19 protein-coding genes are annotated in these 19,707 nt (G+C 66.9%); 9 read left to right on the forward strand and 10 right to left on the reverse strand.

What is annotated here, in order from left to right; translation table 11 throughout:
• Nucleotides 1-321 precede the first annotated feature (321 nt).
• From HW466_RS16245 to HW466_RS16255, 3 genes are read left to right on the forward strand one after another with little or no spacing between them, the layout of a single operon-like run.
• Complete coding sequence (locus tag HW466_RS16245; RefSeq protein WP_151005467.1) at nucleotides 322-552, forward strand: hypothetical protein; 231 nt, start codon at nucleotides 322-324, stop codon at nucleotides 550-552.
• Between the two features lie 5 nt (nucleotides 553-557).
• Entirely contained in the window at nucleotides 558-833 is a 276-nt protein-coding gene (locus HW466_RS16250) for a DUF4148 domain-containing protein (RefSeq protein WP_059793341.1), read from the forward strand.
• Between the two features lie 33 nt (nucleotides 834-866).
• The gene (locus HW466_RS16255) at nucleotides 867-1,364 is read left to right on the forward strand and encodes a hypothetical protein (RefSeq protein WP_230938195.1); all 498 of its coding nucleotides are present in this window, start codon (nucleotides 867-869) and stop codon (nucleotides 1,362-1,364) included.
• A gap of 10 nt (nucleotides 1,365-1,374) precedes the next feature.
• On the opposite strand, the gene HW466_RS16260 is transcribed toward HW466_RS16255, so the two are convergent.
• The 7 genes from HW466_RS16260 to HW466_RS16290 form a co-directional block, all read right to left on the reverse strand.
• Nucleotides 1,375-2,100 (reverse strand): ZIP family metal transporter, encoded by a 726-nt coding sequence (locus HW466_RS16260; protein ID WP_059848040.1) that lies wholly within the window; start codon nucleotides 2,098-2,100, stop codon nucleotides 1,375-1,377.
• Nucleotides 2,101-2,252: 152 nt separating this feature from the next.
• On the reverse strand, nucleotides 2,253-3,548 hold the full coding sequence (locus HW466_RS16265) for an O-acetylhomoserine aminocarboxypropyltransferase/cysteine synthase family protein (RefSeq protein WP_151005469.1): 1,296 nt from the start codon (nucleotides 3,546-3,548) through the stop codon (nucleotides 2,253-2,255).
• A 183-nt stretch (nucleotides 3,549-3,731) separates the two neighbouring features.
• Nucleotides 3,732-4,493, reverse strand: coding sequence for a class I SAM-dependent methyltransferase (locus HW466_RS16270; protein WP_151005471.1), 762 nt, complete (start codon nucleotides 4,491-4,493; stop codon nucleotides 3,732-3,734).
• A gap of 14 nt (nucleotides 4,494-4,507) precedes the next feature.
• On the reverse strand, nucleotides 4,508-5,134 hold the full coding sequence (locus tag HW466_RS16275) for a LysE family translocator (RefSeq protein WP_059503748.1): 627 nt from the start codon (nucleotides 5,132-5,134) through the stop codon (nucleotides 4,508-4,510).
• A 489-nt stretch (nucleotides 5,135-5,623) separates the two neighbouring features.
• Nucleotides 5,624-6,961 (reverse strand): argininosuccinate synthase, encoded by a 1,338-nt coding sequence (gene argG, locus HW466_RS16280; protein WP_060110569.1) that lies wholly within the window; start codon nucleotides 6,959-6,961, stop codon nucleotides 5,624-5,626.
• A 328-nt stretch (nucleotides 6,962-7,289) separates the two neighbouring features.
• Nucleotides 7,290-8,360, reverse strand: a complete 1,071-nt coding sequence (locus HW466_RS16285; protein ID WP_151005473.1) for an FUSC family protein — start codon at nucleotides 8,358-8,360, stop codon at nucleotides 7,290-7,292.
• Nucleotides 8,361-8,527: 167 nt separating this feature from the next.
• Complete coding sequence (locus HW466_RS16290; protein WP_174905657.1) at nucleotides 8,528-10,060, reverse strand: GGDEF domain-containing protein; 1,533 nt, start codon at nucleotides 10,058-10,060, stop codon at nucleotides 8,528-8,530.
• A 596-nt stretch (nucleotides 10,061-10,656) separates the two neighbouring features.
• On the opposite strand from HW466_RS16290, the gene HW466_RS16295 reads away from it, so the two are divergent.
• From HW466_RS16295 to HW466_RS16310, 4 genes are all read left to right on the forward strand, one after another.
• Nucleotides 10,657-12,192, forward strand: coding sequence for an amino acid permease (locus HW466_RS16295; protein ID WP_059868507.1), 1,536 nt, complete (start codon nucleotides 10,657-10,659; stop codon nucleotides 12,190-12,192).
• Between the two features lie 273 nt (nucleotides 12,193-12,465).
• Nucleotides 12,466-12,711 (forward strand): DUF3717 domain-containing protein, encoded by a 246-nt coding sequence (locus HW466_RS16300; protein ID WP_044848083.1) that lies wholly within the window; start codon nucleotides 12,466-12,468, stop codon nucleotides 12,709-12,711.
• Nucleotides 12,712-12,949: 238 nt separating this feature from the next.
• Entirely contained in the window at nucleotides 12,950-13,867 is a 918-nt protein-coding gene (locus HW466_RS16305; protein ID WP_059448822.1) for a LysR family transcriptional regulator, read from the forward strand.
• Between the two features lie 111 nt (nucleotides 13,868-13,978).
• Nucleotides 13,979-14,851: an alpha/beta fold hydrolase gene (locus tag HW466_RS16310; RefSeq protein ID WP_151006291.1), complete on the forward strand. Its 873-nt coding sequence runs from the start codon at nucleotides 13,979-13,981 to the stop codon at nucleotides 14,849-14,851.
• Between the two features lie 52 nt (nucleotides 14,852-14,903).
• On the opposite strand, the gene HW466_RS16315 is transcribed toward HW466_RS16310, so the two are convergent.
• Nucleotides 14,904-15,257 carry a hypothetical protein gene (locus HW466_RS16315; protein ID WP_059448820.1) on the reverse strand — a complete coding sequence of 118 codons (354 nt, stop codon included), beginning with the start codon at nucleotides 15,255-15,257 and terminating at the stop codon, nucleotides 14,904-14,906.
• A gap of 488 nt (nucleotides 15,258-15,745) precedes the next feature.
• On the reverse strand, nucleotides 15,746-16,360 hold the full coding sequence (locus HW466_RS16320; protein WP_059798808.1) for a TetR/AcrR family transcriptional regulator: 615 nt from the start codon (nucleotides 16,358-16,360) through the stop codon (nucleotides 15,746-15,748).
• Nucleotides 16,361-16,454: 94 nt separating this feature from the next.
• Here HW466_RS16320 and HW466_RS16325 point away from each other — a divergent pair, with 94 nt between their 5' ends.
• A complete protein-coding gene (locus HW466_RS16325) occupies nucleotides 16,455-17,696 on the forward strand; it encodes a glycosyltransferase (protein ID WP_174905658.1) in 1,242 nt (413 codons plus the stop codon).
• Between the two features lie 16 nt (nucleotides 17,697-17,712).
• Here the strand turns inward: HW466_RS16325 and hutC are convergent, their stop codons facing one another.
• Nucleotides 17,713-18,408, reverse strand: coding sequence for a histidine utilization repressor (gene hutC, locus HW466_RS16330; protein ID WP_059448825.1), 696 nt, complete (start codon nucleotides 18,406-18,408; stop codon nucleotides 17,713-17,715).
• Nucleotides 18,409-18,900: 492 nt separating this feature from the next.
• On the opposite strand from hutC, the gene HW466_RS16335 reads away from it, so the two are divergent.
• Nucleotides 18,901-19,674 (forward strand): ABC transporter substrate-binding protein, encoded by a 774-nt coding sequence (locus HW466_RS16335; protein ID WP_059503741.1) that lies wholly within the window; start codon nucleotides 18,901-18,903, stop codon nucleotides 19,672-19,674.
• Nucleotides 19,675-19,707: the final 33 nt, after the last annotated feature.

Raw genomic sequence — 19,707 nt, forward strand, 5'->3', positions numbered from 1 at the left:
CCGGTCCAGCAGCCCAGTGCCTGAAGTGCCTTTCGATCGAGCAATTGCCTCCTCCGACATCCTTAGAATCAGGTGTCAGATTATGCAATCGCTTGAAAACCCTCCACGGTTTTCTGCGATGAACCAAAAAAAAGCCCGGCACTCACAGTGTCCGGGCCCAACGCGTGATCGCGCCGTGCGACGACGATACGCTTGCGTGGATTGCAACGGGGCATCCCCGTCACGCATTCGATGGTAGCGGCACGATTCATCGGGAGCCTGACCCGGAGATGAAATTTTCGTCATGCCCGTGCCCGGACGTTGCCGTTGCCTTGATCGGAAGTGATCGCGTCGCCGGAGATTGACGTGCGTCGTGTGCGCGTGCCGCCCGAACTGCAGGAGCCGATCGACGCCTATGTCGTTTGCGCACCGCCGCCCGCCGTGCGCTGCTCGCCGTTGCCTGATAGTCGACGCAGCGCGAGCGATGACGAAATCGTCATCCCGGGTTCACGATCGCGCACCGCCGGCAGATCAATCTTTGAACACCCGTTATCCATTCCGGACAAGGATTGAAGCCCATGAACATTCGACGCCCCGTGATTTCTATCGCCGTTGCCGCGCTGGCGATCACCGCTTTCTCGCAGTCTGCCGCCGCACAGTCCAGGACCCGACAGGAAGTGCGCCAGGAACTGCTGCGCGCCCGCCACGATGGTGTGATTCCGAGTCCGAAGCACGACTACCCGCCGAGCCCGGCCACCATCGCCCGCAATCAGGACATTCATCGCGCGACGGTCCATCGCGGCGAATCGGCGCCGGTCGTCGATGCGCACGACAGCAGCTTCGCGCTGCGTTGACATGTTTGCGGGGAGATGCGAACGATGCGCAACATGATGAAAGCAATCGTACTGGCCGCTTGCCTGACGGCGTCGACCGTGATGGCAGCCGGCTGGCCGGAGCGTGCGTTGTCGCATGCATCGGAGCATGATGTCGGCCGCCGCGCGAGCGAACGGATGCGATGCGAGTTCACAATCGTGCCGGCGGGCGAGTGGAGCGCGACGTTTGCGCGCGGGCAATGCGAAGTCGGCAACGGACTGCTGACGTTCGTGCCCGTCGATGCGGGCGGCGTGCCCGCGCCGCTCGCCGAGCAGCGAATCGTGCTCCGGGAAGTCCGCACGGCCTCGCATCAATCGCGCAAACTGAAGGAGCAGTTGCAACTGACCACGCGCGACGAAGTGATCGCGCTGAACGTGCTGACCGACGACGGCAGCCGCAAGTCGCGCGAACATGCAATCGACTTGTGGACCGCATTACGCAACGAGGGCGTGACGCCCGCCAACGGCACGCGCATCGTCGACGCGTATCCGACGGCCGCGACGACGTGGTGAAGCTCGCTTATCAGCCGGCCTTCACCGAACCTTCGATCAGGAAGAACGCGATGAAGCCGATGAAGAATGCGGCGGTTGCAAACGGCGTCTCCGGCACTTCGTGCGCTTCGACGAGCAGTTCCTCGGTGACGAGGTAGAGCAGCGCGACCGTGCCGAGCCCGAGCAGTGCCGCGTACAAATTCGCGGGCAGCCCCGCGAACACCGCATTGCCGACGACGGCCGCGAGGCTCAGCAACGCGGCCAGCGCAACGGGCACGACGATCGCGAGCAAGCGGCCGACGCCTGCCGAAGCCAGCGCCGCACTGACCGACAGCGCGAGGAACAGCACTTCGAGCGTCAGCGCGACGGTCAGGATGATGCCGCTTTCGTCGCTCGCCGAGAACGCGATGCCGAGCACGAGGCCGTCGACGACGAGATCGATCGCGGTGACGATGATCAGGCTGACCGGCAGCCGCGCGTCCTCGAAGCGCGTTTCGACCGCGCCGGACAGCGCGCGGATCGCGAGCATCAGCGCAAGACCGAGCACGAAGCCGACGACGACCGGAAACAGCGCGTGCGCACGGTCCTGCGGCAGCAACTCGAGCGCGGCCGCCGCGAACACGATGCCGCCGGTGAAATGCTGGATGACGCTCGACGTCTTCGGGCCCGGCGCGCGCCATGCGGCGGCGAGGGCGCCGAAGCAGGCCGCCAGCAGCGGCGGTAACGTAAGGAGTGCAAGCTTTTCGGTCGGTGTCATGTGGCCTCGGCGGTGGAGCACGCCGCCGAGGGTACAGCGGCGCGCGACGGTTTTGCGCCGGGCATCGCCCCGGCATCAACCGGGGATTGAACACCTTGAAGCCGCTTCAAGGTCAAGACATTTGATGCGGGCGCGTTGGCGCCCGCGTCGGTTCACAGCTGCGCGAGCGCCTGATCGAGATCGGCGAGCAGGTCGTCGATGTGCTCGATGCCGATCGACAGCCGCACCGTCTCCTCCTTCACGCCGGCCTTCGCGAGTTCGGCCGGCGACAATTGACGGTGAGTCGTCGACGCCGGATGCGTCGCGAGCGATTTCGTGTCGCCGATGTTGACGAGCCGCGTGAAGAGTTTCAGCGCATCCTGGAACTTTGCGCCGCCGTCGCGGCCGCCCTTCACGCCGAACGTCAGGATGCCGGGCGCGCGGCCCGACAGGTAGCGCGCGACGAGCGGGTGATCCGGGTGATCGGGCAGCCCCGCGTAGTTCACCCATTCGACGTGTTCATGGCGCGCGAGATGCTGCGCGATCTTGAGCGCGTTGTCGCTGATGCGCTCGACGCGCAGCGCGAGCGTCTCGATGCCCTGCAGGATCTGGAACGCGTTGAACGGCGAGATCGCCGCGCCCATGTTGCGCAGCGGCACGACCCGCGCGCGGCCGATATAGGCGGCCGGCCCGAACGCTTCGGTGTAGACGACGCCGTGATAGCTGACGTCGGGTTCGTTGAGCCGCTTGAAGCGATCCGCGTGCTGCGCCCACGGGAACTTGCCCGAATCGACGATCGCGCCGCCGAGGCTTGTGCCGTGCCCGCCGAGATACTTCGTCAGCGAGTGCACGACGATGTCCGCGCCATGTTCGAACGGGCGCAGCAGATACGGCGACGGCACCGTGTTGTCGACGATCAGCGGGATCCCGTGGCGATGCGCGACTTCCGCGAGCGCGGCGATATCGGTCACGTTGCCGAGCGGGTTGCCGACCGATTCCGCGAAGATCGCCTTGGTGCGCGCATCGATCAGGAGTTCGAACGATGCCGGGTCGCGCGGATCGGCGAAGCGCGTCGTGATGCCGTATTGCGGCAGCGTATGCGCGAACAGGTTGTAGGTGCCGCCATACAGCGAACTGGCGGACACGATGTTGTCGCCGGCTTCGGCGATGGTCTGGATCGCGTAGGTGACCGCCGCCTGGCCCGACGCCAGCGCGAGCGCGCCGATGCCGCCCTCGAGCGCGGCGATGCGCTGCTCGAGCACGTCGGTCGTCGGGTTCATGATCCGCGTGTAGATGTTGCCCTGGACCTTCAGGTCGAACAGGTCGGCGCCGTGCTGCGTGTCGTCGAATGCGTACGCAACCGTCTGGTAGATCGGCACCGCGACCGCGCGCGTGGTCGGGTCGGGGCGATAGCCGCCGTGCACGGCGATGGTTTCGAGGCGCCAGTTCGAAGAGGCCTGATCGGTCATGGGTGCTCCGTTCGTTGTTGTCGTGGTCGAGCGATTATAGGAGCGGTGTGCTGCCGCCTTTAGAACGAATGGTTGGTTGCTTATGGGGTGGTTGCGCAAGCACCTGGCGCGATTCGGGCTCGATTGGGACAGCGTGCGGGACACGCTGCGCGCGACGTCGTCAGGCGCGCGCCGATCGACCATTCAAGCGTGGCAGATCGCGATGATCTCCGCGCTGGCCGATTCATCGAACGCCGCACCGTGCCAGTCGCCGCACCATTGCGCCGACGAGAAGCCGGCAGCCGCCACGCGCGCCTGCAGTTCCGGCTGCGCGACGAAGCGCAGCCGGCTCGTGTTCTTCACCCGCGTATCGTCGCGATGAAAGTGGTAGATCGTGTCGAACGACACGATCGCGCCGTCGATCGCCGTGACCGCATGGTGCAGCTCCACGATGCCGAACTCCGGCGAATCGATGCGGGCCGTGGATGCCTGCGGTGTCCAGCCGCGCCACGGCGCGAGTCGCGGGTTGCGGGTGTCGAACAGGAAGCGGCCGCCGTTGGCCAGTACGCGTCGCGCGCCGCGCAGCGTCGCGTCGATGTCCGCGTCGGTCAGCAGGCACTGGAACGCGTGCCCCGTCATCACGACGATGTCGAACGGTGCGCCGCGCGGCAGGCCGCCGAGATCGCACGCGAACCAGCCGACCGCGGCGGCACCCGGCTGGCGTCGCGCATGGTCGATCATCGCGGGCGCGGGATCGATCGCGACGACGTCGTGCCCGGCCGCCGCGAGCCGGCGCGCGAATGTGCCGGTGCCGCAGCCGAGATCGAGAATCCGTTGCCGCGTGGTGCCGATGCGCGATGCGTAGAACGCGAAGTCGTGATCGCCCGCGTTGAACCGGTCGTAGACCGCGACGAGGCGCGGGTCGGTGTAGAGGATTTCGCCGGTGGTCGCGGCGTCGGACGTCATGCGAATCGCGCGCGTCAGCGCTGCTGCACCGCGACGCGCAGCCCGAGTGCGATGAAGATCGAGCCGATGATCTTGCCCTGCCAGCGCGTGAGCCACGCGAGCCGCTTCACGAGGCGGCCGAGCGGGCGGATCGAGCACGCGATCAGCGTCGTGTACAGCGAGCTGAGCACGACGAAGATCAGTCCGAGCACCGCGAACTGCACGAACGTCGAGCCGCGTTCGGGATGCACGAACTGCGGCATGAACGCGAGGAAGAACAGCGCGGTCTTCGGGTTCAGCACTTCGGCGGGAATCGCCTGGAGGTACGCCTTCAGCGGCGTGACGGGCGCCACCTTCGGCAGCGACGGATCGGACGGCCGGTCGAGCAGCGCGCGCACGCCGAGGTAGATCAGGTACGCGGCGCCGGCCAGTTTCACGATGTTGAACGCGAGCGCCGACGTCATCAGCAGCGCCGACAGCCCGACCGCCGCGAACAGCGTATGCACGAAGTCGCCGCTCGCGACGCCGAGGCCGGTCAGGATGCCGGTCTTGCGGCCGCCCTGCACGGTGCGGCTCAGCACGAGCAGCACGGCGGGGCCGGGAATCAGGAACAGACCGAGTACGACGGCGGTGAAGGTGGTCAGCGTGGTCAGGTCGAACATGGCGGCTCCGGCAAGGTTGGCGCAGCGGCGGGGGGATGATGCGGCAGCGCGGATATTCCGATCATTCCGAGGTCGATTCGCCAGACAGAATATCAGCGTTTCGGCCACCGATGCCCGCTCCGCCTGCCGCCCGTCATCCGCCCGGTTCCCGATCGGAAAATTCACGAACGCTCGTACCGGGCGCCGGCGTGGCCGCCGGGATCGCGATGATCAAGATCGATCGGCAACCTTGGCGGGGGCGGCGCGCCGTTCACGCGAATGACGGTGAGGGGGCATGAGCCGCGCCGGAATTCGAACGACTGGCAGCTTGCCATGAACGCAGCAGCGTATGCAGCGTCGTTCGCGGGCGACGCGGGCGTGATGCGATGGCGGGAAATGCAGGAAGGGGGAAGCGGAGGGGAAACGGCAAGCCGCGCATGCAACGACGCCTGCGCGGCTTGCCCGGCCGGAGCGCGTATCGGCTACGCGCCCGGCGTCGAACGACGCGGCTTACTTGCCGCCGTCGCCCTTGATCTGCGGCAGCGCCGACGATTCACCCGGCGTCAGCAGGCCGACTTGCGTGTACACGCGCAGCTTGTCGCGCGTATCGGTGATGTCGAGGTTGCGCATCGTCAGCTGGCCGATCCGGTCGCGCGGCGAGAACGTCGACGCCACCTTCTCCATCGACAGACGTTCCGGCTGATACGTGAGGTTCGGCGACTTCGTGCTCAGGATCGAGTAATCGTTGCCGCGGCGCAGTTCGATCTTCACTTCGCCGGTGATCGCGCGCGCGACCCAGCGTTGCGCCGTTTCGCGCAGCATGATCGCCTGCGGGTCGAACCAGCGGCCCTGGTACAGCAGGCGGCCCAGACGGCGGCCGTTCTCGCGGTACTGCTCGATCGTGTCTTCGTTGTGGATGCCGGTGACGAGGCGCTCGTACGCGATGTACAGCAGTGCGAGGCCCGGGGCTTCATAGATGCCGCGGCTCTTCGCCTCGATGATGCGGTTCTCGATCTGGTCGCTCATGCCGAGACCGTGGCGGCCGCCGATGCGGTTCGCCTCGAGCAGCAGCTCGACCTGGTCCTTGAACTCGACGCCGTTCAGCGCGACCGGCTGGCCTGCTTCGAAGCGCACCGTGACTTCTTCCGCGGCGATCTTCACGTCGTCGCGCCAGAACGCGACGCCCATGATCGGGTTCACGATCTTGATGCCGCTTTCGAGGCTTTCGAGATCCTTCGCCTCGTGCGTCGCGCCGAGCAGGTTCGAATCGGTCGAATACGCCTTCTCGGCCGACATCTTGTATGCGAAGCCGGCCTGGTTCATGAATTCGGACATTTCGGCGCGGCCGCCGAGTTCGTCGATGAACGTCTGGTCGAGCCACGGCTTGTAGATCTTCAGATCCGGGTTCACGAGCAGGCCGTAGCGGTAGAAGCGCTCGATGTCGTTGCCCTTGTACGTGCTGCCGTCGCCCCAGATGTTGACGCCGTCTTCCTTCATCGCGGCGACGAGCATCGTGCCGGTGACGGCGCGGCCGATCGGCGTCGTGTTGAAGTACGTGACGCCGGCCGTCGTGATGTGGAACGCGCCGCTTTGCAGCGCGGCGATGCCTTCGGCGACGAGCTGCGCACGGCAGTCGATCAGGCGGGCGCCGGCTGCGCCGTATTCGATCGCGCGCTTCGGGATCGCGTCGTAATCGTCTTCGTCGGGCTGGCCGAGGTTCGCCGTATATGCGTACGGGACGGCGCCCTTCAGTTTCATCCAGTGCAGCGCGGCGCTGGTGTCCAGGCCGCCGGAGAAGGCGATACCGACCTTCTGGCCGGTCGGGAGGCTTTCGAGAATCGTGCTCATAGGAATTACCGTGGATTGAAGCCGGTGGGATCGTATTTCGCGGAATATGCGAGTATCGGCTGTCCGGGAAGTTGGGGCAAGACCTGATTTTCGCGCCAAGACGTCGCCGGGCCCGTCGCGGCGGGCCTGGCGGGCGATTAACCGGCCGGAGAATCCACCGGGGAGCCGAGCCGGGCGGCTGTTGAAACCGGCGGAATTGCGCCGCCGCGCGGGCCTGGTTTACGGGGCCGGATCGGCCGGCCGGCACCTGGCCTTCGTCAGGTACCCGCCGGCCTCGATGAAGGGAATTTGAAAGGTTTGCCGACGCCTGCCGGCATCCGCGCACCCTTCAGATATTCCACGCCTGCGCGGTATCGAGCAGTTTCTCGCGCAACTGGTCCACTTCGCCGACCAGCTTGGCCGTGATCGATACGTAGCCCGACAACTGCGGCGGCGGCATGTCGTGCGGCGGTTCGGCCAAACGGCGGCGGGCCGCGAGCCGGCTCGGCGTGCCGAACTTCAGCGCGCGGCTCGCGCCGACGAGCGTGTCGCGGATGCGTCGGTTCATGGGCTTCATTTCGTCGCGCATGTATTCGCGGGCAGCCAGGTCGTCGCGGGCCGGCACCGCGCTCGACAGGATCTCCAGGTAGCCGATGCACAGGCGCAGGCTGCGCTGGATCGCCTCGAGGTGCGTGATCGAGATGTCGCACTCCTTCGATACCGACGGCATCAGCGAACGCAGTTGCACCAGCAGCGCGCTCAGCGCGGCCATCTCCTTCAGGTGCGCGTCGTCGCTCACCTGCCGGTCGCCCGCGAGCCGCGCATGCACGGCCGCGCACGCGCGCAGCGCGTCAGCCAGCTTGTAGCGCCACGAGTAGGTCGCGTAGAGCGGCAGCGCGAACGAGAACGCCAGCGCGATCGCGATGCCGGTCAGCACGTTCACCGCGCGCCACAGGCCGTCGACGATCTCGTTGTCGCCATGCCCGGCCACGATCACCATCGTAATCGCCGACAGCAGCGCGATGTAGCCGGCCTTGCCGATCGCGTGATACGCGCAGACCCCGCACGCGATCGCCATCAGCAGGTAGATCGCGAGCGGCGCGTGCAGGACGGAGTAGAGCAGGATCAGCCCGAGCCCCGCGAGTGCGCCGATCGACGTGCCGAGCGCGCGCTCGGCCGCCTTCTTGCGGATATTGCCGTGATGCTGCAGCCCGCCGACGACGATCAGCACGGTGATCGTCGACCATTCGCCGTGCGGCACGCGCAGCCCGGTGGACAACGCGATCGACACGAGGATCGCGAGCGCGACGCGCGCCGCATGGATCAGCTTCGCATGCTGGTAGCGGCGGTAAGGGTCGAGCAGGGGGCGCAGTGCGTGGCGCAGGAGCGGCGGCAGTCGGGCAGGAAGCTGGGCGTTCATGACGGAGCGGGGTGGCCGGCGCAATGGCCGGCGGGATGGCCAGGATACGCGCGGGCGGCCCGCGCGGGCCGGCGCCGCGCCGCACGCGCGGCTGACGTAACGCTAGCCGAACACGCGCGGGCTGTCCACGGCCGCGCGGCGCGCGTGCCGCCGCACCGGCCGCCGTGTCATGCGTCGGCCGTGTTCGCCTCGGCGTTCGACACGCGATTGCGTCCGCCGGACTTCGCGCGGTACAGCGCCTCGTCGGCCTGCCGCAGCAGCGTCGCGGCGTTGACGCGCCCGCCGGCGGCGGTCGCGGCGCCGATGCTCGCCGTCACGTGCCCGTACGGGCTGCGCCCGTGCGCGATGTCGAGCTCGGCAATCGCACGGCGGATGCCTTCGGCGACGATCGCCGCTCCACGCGCATCGGTGTCGGGCAGCGTGACGACGAATTCCTCGCCGCCGTAGCGGGCGACGTGATCGCTGTCGCGGCGCAGGCAGCCCGACGCGGATTGCGCGACGCGGCGCAGCACGTCGTCGCCGGCGAGGTGGCCGTAGTAGTCGTTGAACGCCTTGAAATGATCGACGTCGACGAACAGCACCGACAGCGGGCGGCCGCTGCGCGACGCGCGCTGCGCTTCCTTCGCGAGCACCGTGTCGAACGTGCCGCGGTTGTCGAGGCCGGTCAGCGAATCGGTGTGCGCGAGCCGGTACAACTTCGACTCAGCGATCTGCCGGCGCTTGAGTTCGCGCGACAGCGCGAGCGCGCCCCAGCCGATGAATGCCGTAAACAGGCACATCAGCACGGCAGCCCAGATCGTGCGATGGCGCCACGATGCATAGACGTCGATTTCGGCGGGCGCGACGTCGACGACGAGCGGCAGGTTCGCGAGATGCTTGTAAACATAGATGCGGCGCACGCCGTCGATCGCGCCGACGCCGGTGAGCGCGCCTTCGCTGCGGCGCTGCGCCTCGATGAAGAGCGGGGCGTCGTGAAGGTCGAGGCCGACCACGCGCGCATCGTACGGCAGGCGCGACACGAGCGTGCCGTTGTCCTCGACGATCGCCGCGCTGCCGTGCTTGCCGACCGCGAGACCGTCGAGCAGTGCGCGGAAGTAGTCGATGCTGAGCGTGCCGACGACGATCCCGCCGAAGCGGCCGTCGGCCAGCGTGATCCGCCGGCTGAGCGCGATCGTCAACGCGCCGCCGCGCAACCGGGATGCATAGGGCCGGCTGATGTACAGACCCTGCGCGAGCCGGTCGCGATGCACCGCGAAATAATCGCGGTCGGCGAAATTGCCTTGTCGCGGCGACGATTCGGCGGAATCGATCACGATATTGCCCTGCGCATCCATCACGAAAATGGCGCCGAGATACGCACCGGTCGCCGCGCGATCGAACAGCAGCCGATGACGCTGGCGCGGCGGCAGTGTCATCAACTCCGGATCGGCGAGACCGTCGACGACGTTTTGCAGCGACAGATCGTACAGTTCGATATTGCGGGAAATATCGCGCTCGATCAGCAGCATCAGGTTGCGCGCATTTTCGACCGCATGGTCGTACGCGTCGCGGCGTGCCTCGATTAACAGCGATGCCGAGAGCCCCCAACTGAACAGCAACAGCACGACGCCCGCGACGAGCACGCCGCGGGGCGACAGAATGCGTGCCACGGCCGACGCGGTATGATCGCGCAGCGCGGCGAGCGGCGTGGGTGGCTTCATTCTCGGGGACGGGCGGCGGATATTTGCGTCGCAGACGATTCCGCGCACTGATTAATTCGCATTATTCGGCATTATCTCGCGAATTCCCTGCTTTCGCCGCGCGATGCAAAACATGCATGTCCCGAGCGTGATTCGGAACGATTACATACCGTTACCGTGAGTCGGGGTTCAATTTGATTTAAATCAATTGCGGGCGGCCGGTATTTTGTCTGATTATTGGCACGCATGCCGATCGATTTGTCGTTTTAATACAGGATCGGACGATTGCGCCGGCGTGATTAGCGACCACACGGTTCGCATCGTGGATGGCCGCGTGAGTGACATGACCTGTGTTACGCGCCCGCCAACCGTGCTGCCGTTTCTCCGCTCGGCCGCCTCCAACCCGTTGATTCTGCTGCGCCTGCATGTAGCGCCGGGGTCGTTCGGCGCTCAGCTGTCGCCACGGCGAATCAGGTAGAATCCGCGCTTCGCCGCAGGCGCCCGGCGCACGACGCATATCGGGGCCGCATCGAATGCATCGCAACAGGCGGCGCGTCGCGCCCCGATCCCGCATGCGCCGGCTCCGGATGCCGGCCCGCTCAACGTTCGTCTCGTTTATGTCCGCAACTCCGAATTCCGACCAACCCGGTTCGTCCGCGAACCCACCCAAGCTTCATCGCGCGCTGAAGGCGCGCCATCTGACGATGATCGCCATCGGCGGCTCGATCGGCACGGGCCTGTTCGTCGCGTCCGGCGCGTCGATCTCGCAAGCCGGCCCCGGCGGCGCGATGGTCGCTTACATGCTGATCGGCCTGATGGTCTACTTCCTGATGACGAGCCTCGGCGAAATGGCCGCGTTCATGCCGGTCTCGGGCTCGTTCGCGACCTACGGCGCGAAATACGTCGACGAAGGCTTCGGCTTCGCGCTTGGCTGGAACTACTGGTACAACTGGGCCGTGACGATCGCGGTCGAGCTCGTCGCCGCGCAGCTCGTGATGCACTACTGGTTCCCGGACGTGCCGGGCGTCTGGTGGAGCGCCGCGTTCCTCGGCGTGATGTTTCTGCTCAATGCGCTGACCGTGCGCGGCTTCGGGGAAGCCGAATACTGGTTCGCGCTGATCAAGGTCGTTACCGTGCTCGCGTTCATCGGCGTCGGCCTGATGATGATCTTCGGCATTCTGAAAGGGGCGCCGGCCAACGGCTGGGGCAACCTGACGATCGGCGACGCGCCGTTCGCGGGGGGCCTGCCCGCGTTGATGGGCGTCGCGATGATCGCGGGCTTCTCGTTCCAGGGCACCGAGCTGATCGGCGTCGCGGCCGGCGAATCGGAGAATCCGCGCACGACGATCCCGCGCGCGGTGCGTCAGGTGTTCTGGCGCATCCTGCTGTTCTACGTGCTGGCGATCTTCGTGATCGGCGTGCTGATTCCCTATACCGATCCGAATCTGCTGAAGAGCGACGTGACCGACATCGGCGTGAGCCCGTTTACGCTCGTGTTCCGCCACGCGGGCCTCGCGTTCGCGGCCGGCGTGATGAACGCGGTGATCCTGACGGCCGTGCTGTCGGCCGGCAACTCGGGCATGTACGCGTCGACGCGCATGCTGTACAACCTCGCGACGGAAGGCCGTGCGCCGAAGCTGTTCGCGAAGCTGTCGCCGGGCGGCGTGCCGCGCAACGCGCTGTACGCGACGACGGCGGTCGGCGCGCTGTGCTTCTTCACGTCGCTTTACGGTGACAAGACGGTGTACCTGTGGCTGCTGAACACGTCGGGGATGACGGGTTTCATCGCGTGGCTCGGCATCGCGATCAGCCACTACCGGTTCCGCAAGGGTTACGTGAAGCAAGGCTACGCGCTCGACCAGCTGCCGTACCAATCGAAGTGGTTTCCGTTCGGCCCGCTGTTCGCGTTCGTCCTGTGTCTCGTGATCGCGCTGGGCCAGGACTATCAGGCGTTCCTCGCGAACCGGATCGACTGGGCGGGCGTGGCCGCGACCTACGTCGGCATTCCGCTGTTCCTCGTCGTATGGCTCGGCTACCGGCTCCTGAACAAGAGCCGCTTCGTGCGCTACGAGGACATGGAGATCGCGCCGTGGGTCGCCGCGAACCGCGGCGCACAGATGCAGCGCGTGGAGAACCGCGAAACCGCGGGCTGATTGCCCGCGCGGCACGCGGCCGCACGATGGCGCAACGAAACGGGAAGCCGCGCGCTTCCCGTTTTTTTTGTCCGCTTTCGCCTGTACGGGGTCAAAGCCGGTTATATTGCCCGACCCTGCCGGGCCAACGCCCGGCCGGCGCGACGCGCGCGACGCGGATCGGGCTTCCGGCGCGCGCGTCTCGCGACGGCCGGCGGCGCCCGGCGTTTCCATCGTTCCGCCGCGGCCGGCACGGCCCGCGGAGCGCGCAACCTTAGAGGAATCCAGGAATCCATGAGTGCATCACCCGCCGAGCGGAAAGCCGGACCCGTTTCCATCGTGCGAATCGAAGCCGCGATCAACGCGTGGCGCGAAGTGTATCCGCCGGCACCGGACGGCGAGGACGGCTACGCGCTCGACGCCGGCAGCAACTGCCTGGCCGAGCTGTATGGCACGATGATCTGCTATCGGCTGCCGGACGTGCCGCTCGACTCGCTGAGCGACGCGCAGCGCGACGCGCTGTACGCAACCGAGGCGTGATGCACGGCCGGGACGCTGCCACGGCGCGGCGTCGATGACGAAACGGGAGGCCCTGCGGCTTCCCGTTTTGCCTGGCGCGGTGCCGGGCGCCACAGCGGCACCGCGCGGCTCGTGCCGGTACCGGCGCGGGCTGAGGTATCGTCATGGCATCGGGATCGGGCGATCACCGGACGTCAGGCGCGGCACGCGTCCGTGCGGGGTGAATGAACGTCCGTTGCCGGTCCGGGAGGGTTCGAACATGGAGTTGAGACACCTCCGCTACTTCGTCGCGGTTGCCGAGGAGCGGAATTTCACGCGTGCGGCCGAGCGCCTGCACATCGCGCAGCCGCCGCTCAGCCGGCAGATCCAGCAGCTCGAGGAGGCGCTCGGCGTGCCGCTGTTCGAGCGCAACGCGCGGCCGCTGAAGCTCACCGACGCGGGGCGGTTCTTCTATTCGCACGCGGTGCAGCTGCTCGCGCAGACCACCGAACTCGAATCGATGACGAAACGGGTCGGCAAGATCGAGCGCAGCATGTCGGTGGGATTCGTCGGTTCGACGCTTTACGGGATGCTGCCGAAGATCATCCGGCGCTTTCGCAGCGAGTATCCGGCCGTCGAATTGAGCCTGCACGAGATGTCGACGATGGACCAGATCAAGGCGCTGAAGGAAGGGCGCATCGACGTCGGGTTCGGGCGCATCCGTCACGAGGATCCGAGCGTGCGGCGCGTCGTGCTGCGCGAGGAGCGGATGATCGTCGCGCTGCCGGTCGGTCACGTGCTCGACGGCGCGAAGCCCGTGCTGTCGCTGCACGATCTCGTGAACGACACGCTGATCATCTTTCCGAAGGCACCGCGGCCGAGCTATGCGGACCAGGTGCTCGCCGCCTTCCACGATCGCGCGTTGCAGCCGCGCAAGATCTACGAGACGCGCGAACTGCAGATCGCGCTCGGGCTCGTCGCGATGGGCGAGGGCGTGTCGGTCGTGCCGCACAGCGTCTACGGCCTGAAGCGCGACGATATCAGCTACAAGCCGCTCGACGATCCGAACCTCGTGTCGCCGATCATCATGAGCATGCGGATGCTCGACGAGTCGGAGGACATCCGCGCGATGCAGGCGTTGATCTACCGGCTGTACGACGAGTCGCAGATGGAATATCTGCCGCCGCAACCCGAATGAGCGTGCGCACGGCAGGGCTCGCTTGACGCGGCACGCGTCGCCGGGCCACCATCGTCGGCATTCGATGCGGCCCGCTCGCGTGCGGCTGCCCCTCATGCAGACGACACACACATGACTGAAATCGTGACCGAGGAGACCTGGGTGGAGACGCCGCAAGGGCGTCTTTTCGCGAAGCGCTGGCACGGCGTGCCGGGGCAGCCATCGGCGGCGGCAGAGCCGGCCGTGCCTATGCAGGCCGCGCCTATACCGGCCGCGCCTATGCAGGCCGCGCCTATGCAGGCCGCGCCAATCGTGCTGCTGCACGATTCGCTCGGCTGCGTCGAACTATGGCGCGACTTCCCCGCGCAACTCGCCCGTGCCACCCGGCGCGACGTGATCGCCTACGACCGGCTGGGCTTCGGTCGGTCCGATCGTCATCCCGGGCAACTCGCGACGACGTTCGTGCGCGACGAGGCCGATCATGGGTTCCGTGCGCTGCTCGAGCGATTCGGCATCGACGCGTTCGTGGCGTTCGGACACAGCGTCGGCGGCGGCATGGCGGTCGGATGCGCGGCCGCGTATCCCACTCGTTGCCGCGCACTGGTGACGGTCTCCGCGCAGGCGTTCGTCGAGGATCGCACACGCGACGGCATTCGCGACGCAGCGCAGCAGTTCGCCGCGCCCGGCCAGCTCGATCGGCTCGCGCGCTATCACGGCGACAAGGCCGAATGGGTGCTGCGCGCGTGGGTCGACACCTGGCTGTCGCCGGCGTTTCGCGACTGGAGCCTCGACGACGAGCTGCCGCGCGTGCGTTGCGCGACGCTCGCGATTCACGGCGAGCAGGACGAATACGGATCGGACGTGCATCCGAAACGGATCGCCGCGCGCGTCGCGGGGCCGTCGTCGTTCCTGCTGCTCGCTGGATGCGGACACATGCCGCATCGCGAGCGGACGGACGACGTACTCGCGGCCGTGACGACGTTCCTGCGCGGCGCGCCCGCCTGAACGCGAAGGGCGCCTGCGTGCGAGGCGACCGGCGGGCCGAACCCGCCGGCGCTCAGAACGACAGCTGGATTGCGAGGTCGATCGCGAGAATCGCGATCGAGCAGCCGATGCCGAGCACCACGTTCGGCAGCCGGTGTTCGAAGTCGCGATTGTCGCGACGCATCGCGGCACCGAGCAGGAAGATCGCCTCGACGACGATCTGCAGGCCGACGAACAGCAGCATCAGCAGATACTCGTAGCCCATCTGCTTGAACGCGCCGAATTGCATCCCGTGATCGCGGATCCATTGGCCGACGCGCAGCAGTTCGTAGACGAACAGCAAGGCGGGAAACAGGTAGCTGATGAAATACGTCGGCGCGGTGGCGTGCCGTAGTTCGAGGTGGAAGTGCTGATGCGTGGTAGCCATCAAGAAGCCCTCCTTGCAACGCATGATTGCGGTCGCGACGGCGGCGCGACGACGTGCGGACTAAGGGATTGCCCGAGGCATCGTGCGCGGTCGTACGGCACCAGCATACTGCTGCGCGCGGAATTTGGCATCCCGTCCGTGCAATCGTTGTAAAAATCCCTCCTCGTCGCGCGATACCTTCGATGGTCGTCGCCCGCGATGCTCCAGTGCGACAGGCTGCCCAAACATCACGTTCAACGCGATTTCGCGCGAAAGCGGCATCGACAACGGCGGGTTGATGCAGCAGCGCCGCGCGAAAGGCGATGTGGCGAAAGCGCCGATGGCACATCGGCAGGACTACTACGAACGATTCAAGCGCGACTGCGCGGCGGCGCGCGACCCGGGCGAAGTGCAGCAGCCGACGCTGTCCGCGCCGACGCGACGATCCACGAGGCGATCGGATCGGCGGCCGTTGCCGGCGCCAGGCATGGAATGGCCGCGACGGCCGCTCACGCTTTTGCGCGCGCACCTTCGACGAACAGCGTCGCGACCGACCGGAATTCCCGTTTCAGCGACAACCCCGGCACGGTCAGCCAGCGCAGCATCGCCGCGAGATACAGATGATGGAACCATGTGGCGAGCTGGTCGGCCGCCAGCGCCGGGTTCAGTTCGCCTGCCTGCTGCCCGGCCGCGATCAGTTGCTGCCAAACGGGCGCGATGTCGCCGCCGTTGCCGGTTTCCGCTTGCGCCACGCCGATGCTCAGGAAACGATGCCGCAGGTAGGCGAGCAGGTACGCCGGATGTTGTTCGCACCACGCGGCCGACGCGTCGAGCACGCAGGCGATCCGCGACGCGAAGGTCTTCCGTCGCGCGATGTCGCGTTGCAGGTGCGCGAGATCGCGCGCGAGTTCGCGTTCGAGCCAGTGCGCGAGCACGGCCTCCTTCGTCGGAAAGTGGTTGTACAGCGTGCGTTTCGCGACATCGGCCTGCGCGGCGATCTGCTCCATCGTCACGGCATCGTAGCCGTGCGCATCGAACAGCCGTGCGCCGGTGTCTGCGAGATGCGCGAGCATCTGGATGCGCTTGCGTGCGCGGCGGCCCGGATCGTCGTTCGTCGTCGGCATGGTTCGGTATCTGCTGAAAGTGCACGAATTGCATTAGTATACGACGTGCATTTTTATGAATCCACTCGCCTGCATCGTGCACAAGGAGCCACGTATGAAGCTCGTCATCGCCACCTACGGAACCGAAGGCGACACGCGCCCGCTTGCGGCGCTCGGCCGCGCGCTGCTGGATGCCGGTCATGAGGTCACGTTGCTGGCCGACCCCGCGACGCTCGGTTCGGCTGTCGCGCTCGGCGTGTCCAGCGCACCGCTGTCCGGCGACATCCGCGCGGCGATCGCGCCGCAGGGCGCATTGTCCGACGCGGTGCGCGGGCGAGGTGGCTTCAACGACACGTCGAAGGCGCTCGCGGCGATCGCGAATGCGAACACGGCGGCATGGATGCGCGAAGTCGCGGACGCATCGGCCGGTTGCGATGCGATCCTGGTGTCGGGGCTGGCGTCGTTCGTCGGGCTGTCGATCGCCGAGTATCGCGGCGTGCCGGCGATCGGCACGGGAATGATCCCGATCACGCCGACCGCAGCATTCGCGTCGCCGTTTCTGCCGCCCGGCAACGTGCCGCGCTGGCTGAATCGCGCGAGCCACCGGCTCGTGAACGCTCTGCTGTGGCATGCGTTCAAAAGGGCGACCAATGCCGCGCGCGCCAGCGTGTGCGGACTGCCGCCGCGCCGGCGCGTATGGACCGATCATCCGATGCTGTACGGCGTGTCGCCCGCGCTGCTGGCCGACCCGGCCGACTGGCCGCCGCATGTGATGGCATGCGGCCAGTGGCGCGTCGACGCGCCGGCGTGGACGCCGCCGCTCGCGCTGTCGCGTTTTCTCGACGCGGGCGATCCGCCCGTGTATATCGGCTTCGGCAGCATGGCGGGGTTCGACCGGGCCGCGATGGTCGCCGCGCTGGTGCACGCGCTCGACGGCCGGCGCGCGCTGTTTCATCCGGGGTGGAGCGGCATCGATGCGTCGATGCTGCCGGCGCACGTGTGCGTGATCGGCGAGACGCCGCACGACCGCTTGTTCCCGCATGTTTCGATGGCGGTCCACCACGGCGGATCGGGGACCACGCATTCGGCCGCGCGGGCGGGCATTCCGTCGGTCGTCGTGCCGTTCGCCGGAGATCAGTTTTTCTGGGCGAGCCGGCTGCAACGTCTCGGCGTGGCCGACGCGCCGGTGGCGGGGCGGCGTGTGGACGCCGCGGCGCTCGCACGCGCGATCGCGTTCGCGGCACGCGCCGACACGCAAGCGCGTGCCGCCGAGCTCGGTGCGCGGCTCGCGCGGGAGGACGGCGTGCGGCTGGCGGTCGGCGCGATCGAACGCTGGGGACGCAACGGCGTGCGGTGAATGCGCCTGTCCCGCGTCAGAAGTGCCCGGTGAACCGGTAGCGGCTGCCCGGATGCCACAGATTGGCCACCGACGCGACCATCCCTTGCGACCACGTGCGTCGGTGCAGCAGCAGGCACGGCTCGCGTTCGTCCATCGTCAGATGGCGGCGCGTCGCCGCATCGGGCATCGCGGCCTCGATCCGGTACTCGACCCGCTGCAGCGGCGCGACGCGCGTCAGGTACTGGTTCGGCGTCGTCGTCGTGAAGTCCTGCAACGCATATTCGGGCGCGCAGGCCGGGTTGACCCAGCGCTCCTCGAGCTGCACGGGCGTGTCGTTCTCGAAATGCAGCACGCGCGAATGGAAGATCGGGCTGCCGGTGTCGAGCTGCAGCTCGTCGGCGAGCTTCGCATCGGCGACGGCCGCGCCGACCTCCAGCACCTGCGCGCGATATGCATGGCCGCGCGCGGCGACTTCATCCGAGATGCTGCGGATCGCGACCAGCGTCGATTCGTATTTCGGCGACGCGACATACGTGCCCGAGCCGCGCGTGCGCGTGAGCACCTGTTCGGCCGTCAGCTCGCGCAGCGCGCGGTTGACCGTCATCCGCGCGACATTGAATTCGCGCGCGAGCTCGTTCTCCGACGGCACCTGGTCGCCTTCCGCCCACTCGCCCGCATGAATGCGCGCGAGGATGAAATCCTTGATTTCCTGATAGATCGGTGTGGTCATTGCATTGCTGTTCAAGAGACGGCGGCCGCGTGCCGTCGCGGGCCGGCCTTCGTGCGGTGTCCGGGCGGAGTGTACCGGGTTCGACGCGGCGCGGGCCCGACTGCGGGCCCGGGATTCGGGTTATTCCGGCCTGTGTCCGGCCCGCCGATCGGCAGCGGGCAGAGCGCGTACGGGCCACCGCCGTCTCGCCGTCGAGCGCGACGGCCCGGGAAGTATAGACAAATGCACGCAGGACGACGACGCGCCGAATCCGCACAGAAAGCCGGATTTTATCTGCATGTAATCTGTAGTGAATTGAAATATAAGGAAAATTCGCTCATCAAAATAATCAGCAGACAATTAGAGATAAACACGGATTGCTGGTGGCGACCTGAAAAAGGCAAAGTTGTATGTACAACTTCGGAGGTCGCCGGACGGGCGACGCCCGGGTTGCAAGGGTTCGCGGCGGCGACGCCGACGGCCCGTGCCCAGTTTGCCCACGACAGGAACGCCATGAAGAAACTCGCGCTCAGTATTGCCCTTGCCTGCCTCGCGGTCGGCGCCCACGCCAAGGATTGGTCGACGATCCGGTTCGGCGTCGACGCCAGCTATCCGCCGTTCGAATCGAAGGATGCAAGCGGCAAGGTCGTCGGCTTCGACGTCGATCTCGGCAACGAGATCTGCGCACGGCTGAAGGCCAAATGCGTGTGGATCGAGAACGACTTCGACGGGATGATCCCCGCGCTGAAGGCGAAGAAGTTCGACGGCGTGCTGTCGTCGATGTCGATGACGCCGGCGCGCGCCGAGCAGATCGCGTTCTCCGACAAGCTGTTCAACACGCCGACGCGCCTGGTCGCGAAGAAAGGCGCGAACCTGCAGCCGACGGCCGAATCGCTGAAGGGCAAGTCGGTCGGCGTCGAGCAGGGCACGATCCAGGAAACCTACGCGAAGACGTACTGGGCGCCGAAGGGCGTGCAGGTCGTGCCTTACCAGAACCAGGACGGCGTGTACCAGGACCTGATGTCCGGCCGCCTCGACGCCGCGCTGCAGGATGCGGTGCAGGCCGATCTCGGCTTCCTGAAGACGCCGCGCGGCGCGAACTTCGAGTTCGCCGGCAAGGACATCGACGATCCGAAGACGCTCGGCAACGGCGCCGGTATCGGCCTGCGCAAGGACGATGCCGACCTGAAGGCAAAAATCGACCACGCGATCGCCGACATGATCAAGGACGGCACGTACAAGAAGCTCGAGAAGAAGTACTTCGCATTCGACGTCTACGGCGGCTGACGCCTTCGCGGCGCACGCGGCTCGCACCGCGCT

Origin of the sequence: Burkholderia territorii, assembly GCF_902833055.1 — a bacterium.
Taxonomy (GTDB): domain Bacteria; phylum Pseudomonadota; class Gammaproteobacteria; order Burkholderiales; family Burkholderiaceae; genus Burkholderia; species Burkholderia territorii.

Excerpts from the sequence above, each read along its gene's own strand:
- HW466_RS16295 (WP_059868507.1), top strand. The coding sequence starts at position 10,657 with ATGTCCGCAACTCCGAATTCCGACCAACCCGGTTCGTCCGCGAACCCA.
- HW466_RS16315 (WP_059448820.1), bottom strand. The coding sequence starts at position 15,257 with ATGGCTACCACGCATCAGCACTTCCACCTCGAACTACGGCACGCCACC.
- hutC (WP_059448825.1), bottom strand. The coding sequence starts at position 18,408 with ATGACCACACCGATCTATCAGGAAATCAAGGATTTCATCCTCGCGCGC.
- HW466_RS16285 (WP_151005473.1), bottom strand. The coding sequence starts at position 8,360 with ATGAACGCCCAGCTTCCTGCCCGACTGCCGCCGCTCCTGCGCCACGCA.
- HW466_RS16300 (WP_044848083.1), top strand. The coding sequence starts at position 12,466 with ATGAGTGCATCACCCGCCGAGCGGAAAGCCGGACCCGTTTCCATCGTG.
- argG (WP_060110569.1), bottom strand. The coding sequence starts at position 6,961 with ATGAGCACGATTCTCGAAAGCCTCCCGACCGGCCAGAAGGTCGGTATC.
- HW466_RS16260 (WP_059848040.1), bottom strand. The coding sequence starts at position 2,100 with ATGACACCGACCGAAAAGCTTGCACTCCTTACGTTACCGCCGCTGCTG.
- HW466_RS16275 (WP_059503748.1), bottom strand. The coding sequence starts at position 5,134 with ATGTTCGACCTGACCACGCTGACCACCTTCACCGCCGTCGTACTCGGT.
- HW466_RS16325 (WP_174905658.1), top strand. The coding sequence starts at position 16,455 with ATGAAGCTCGTCATCGCCACCTACGGAACCGAAGGCGACACGCGCCCG.
- HW466_RS16250 (WP_059793341.1), top strand. The coding sequence starts at position 558 with ATGAACATTCGACGCCCCGTGATTTCTATCGCCGTTGCCGCGCTGGCG.
- HW466_RS16270 (WP_151005471.1), bottom strand. The coding sequence starts at position 4,493 with ATGACGTCCGACGCCGCGACCACCGGCGAAATCCTCTACACCGACCCG.
- HW466_RS16265 (WP_151005469.1), bottom strand. The coding sequence starts at position 3,548 with ATGACCGATCAGGCCTCTTCGAACTGGCGCCTCGAAACCATCGCCGTG.
- HW466_RS16305 (WP_059448822.1), top strand. The coding sequence starts at position 12,950 with ATGGAGTTGAGACACCTCCGCTACTTCGTCGCGGTTGCCGAGGAGCGG.
- HW466_RS16310 (WP_151006291.1), top strand. The coding sequence starts at position 13,979 with ATGACTGAAATCGTGACCGAGGAGACCTGGGTGGAGACGCCGCAAGGG.
- HW466_RS16290 (WP_174905657.1), bottom strand. The coding sequence starts at position 10,060 with ATGAAGCCACCCACGCCGCTCGCCGCGCTGCGCGATCATACCGCGTCG.
- HW466_RS16320 (WP_059798808.1), bottom strand. The coding sequence starts at position 16,360 with ATGCCGACGACGAACGACGATCCGGGCCGCCGCGCACGCAAGCGCATC.
- HW466_RS16255 (WP_230938195.1), top strand. The coding sequence starts at position 867 with ATGATGAAAGCAATCGTACTGGCCGCTTGCCTGACGGCGTCGACCGTG.
- HW466_RS16335 (WP_059503741.1), top strand. The coding sequence starts at position 18,901 with ATGAAGAAACTCGCGCTCAGTATTGCCCTTGCCTGCCTCGCGGTCGGC.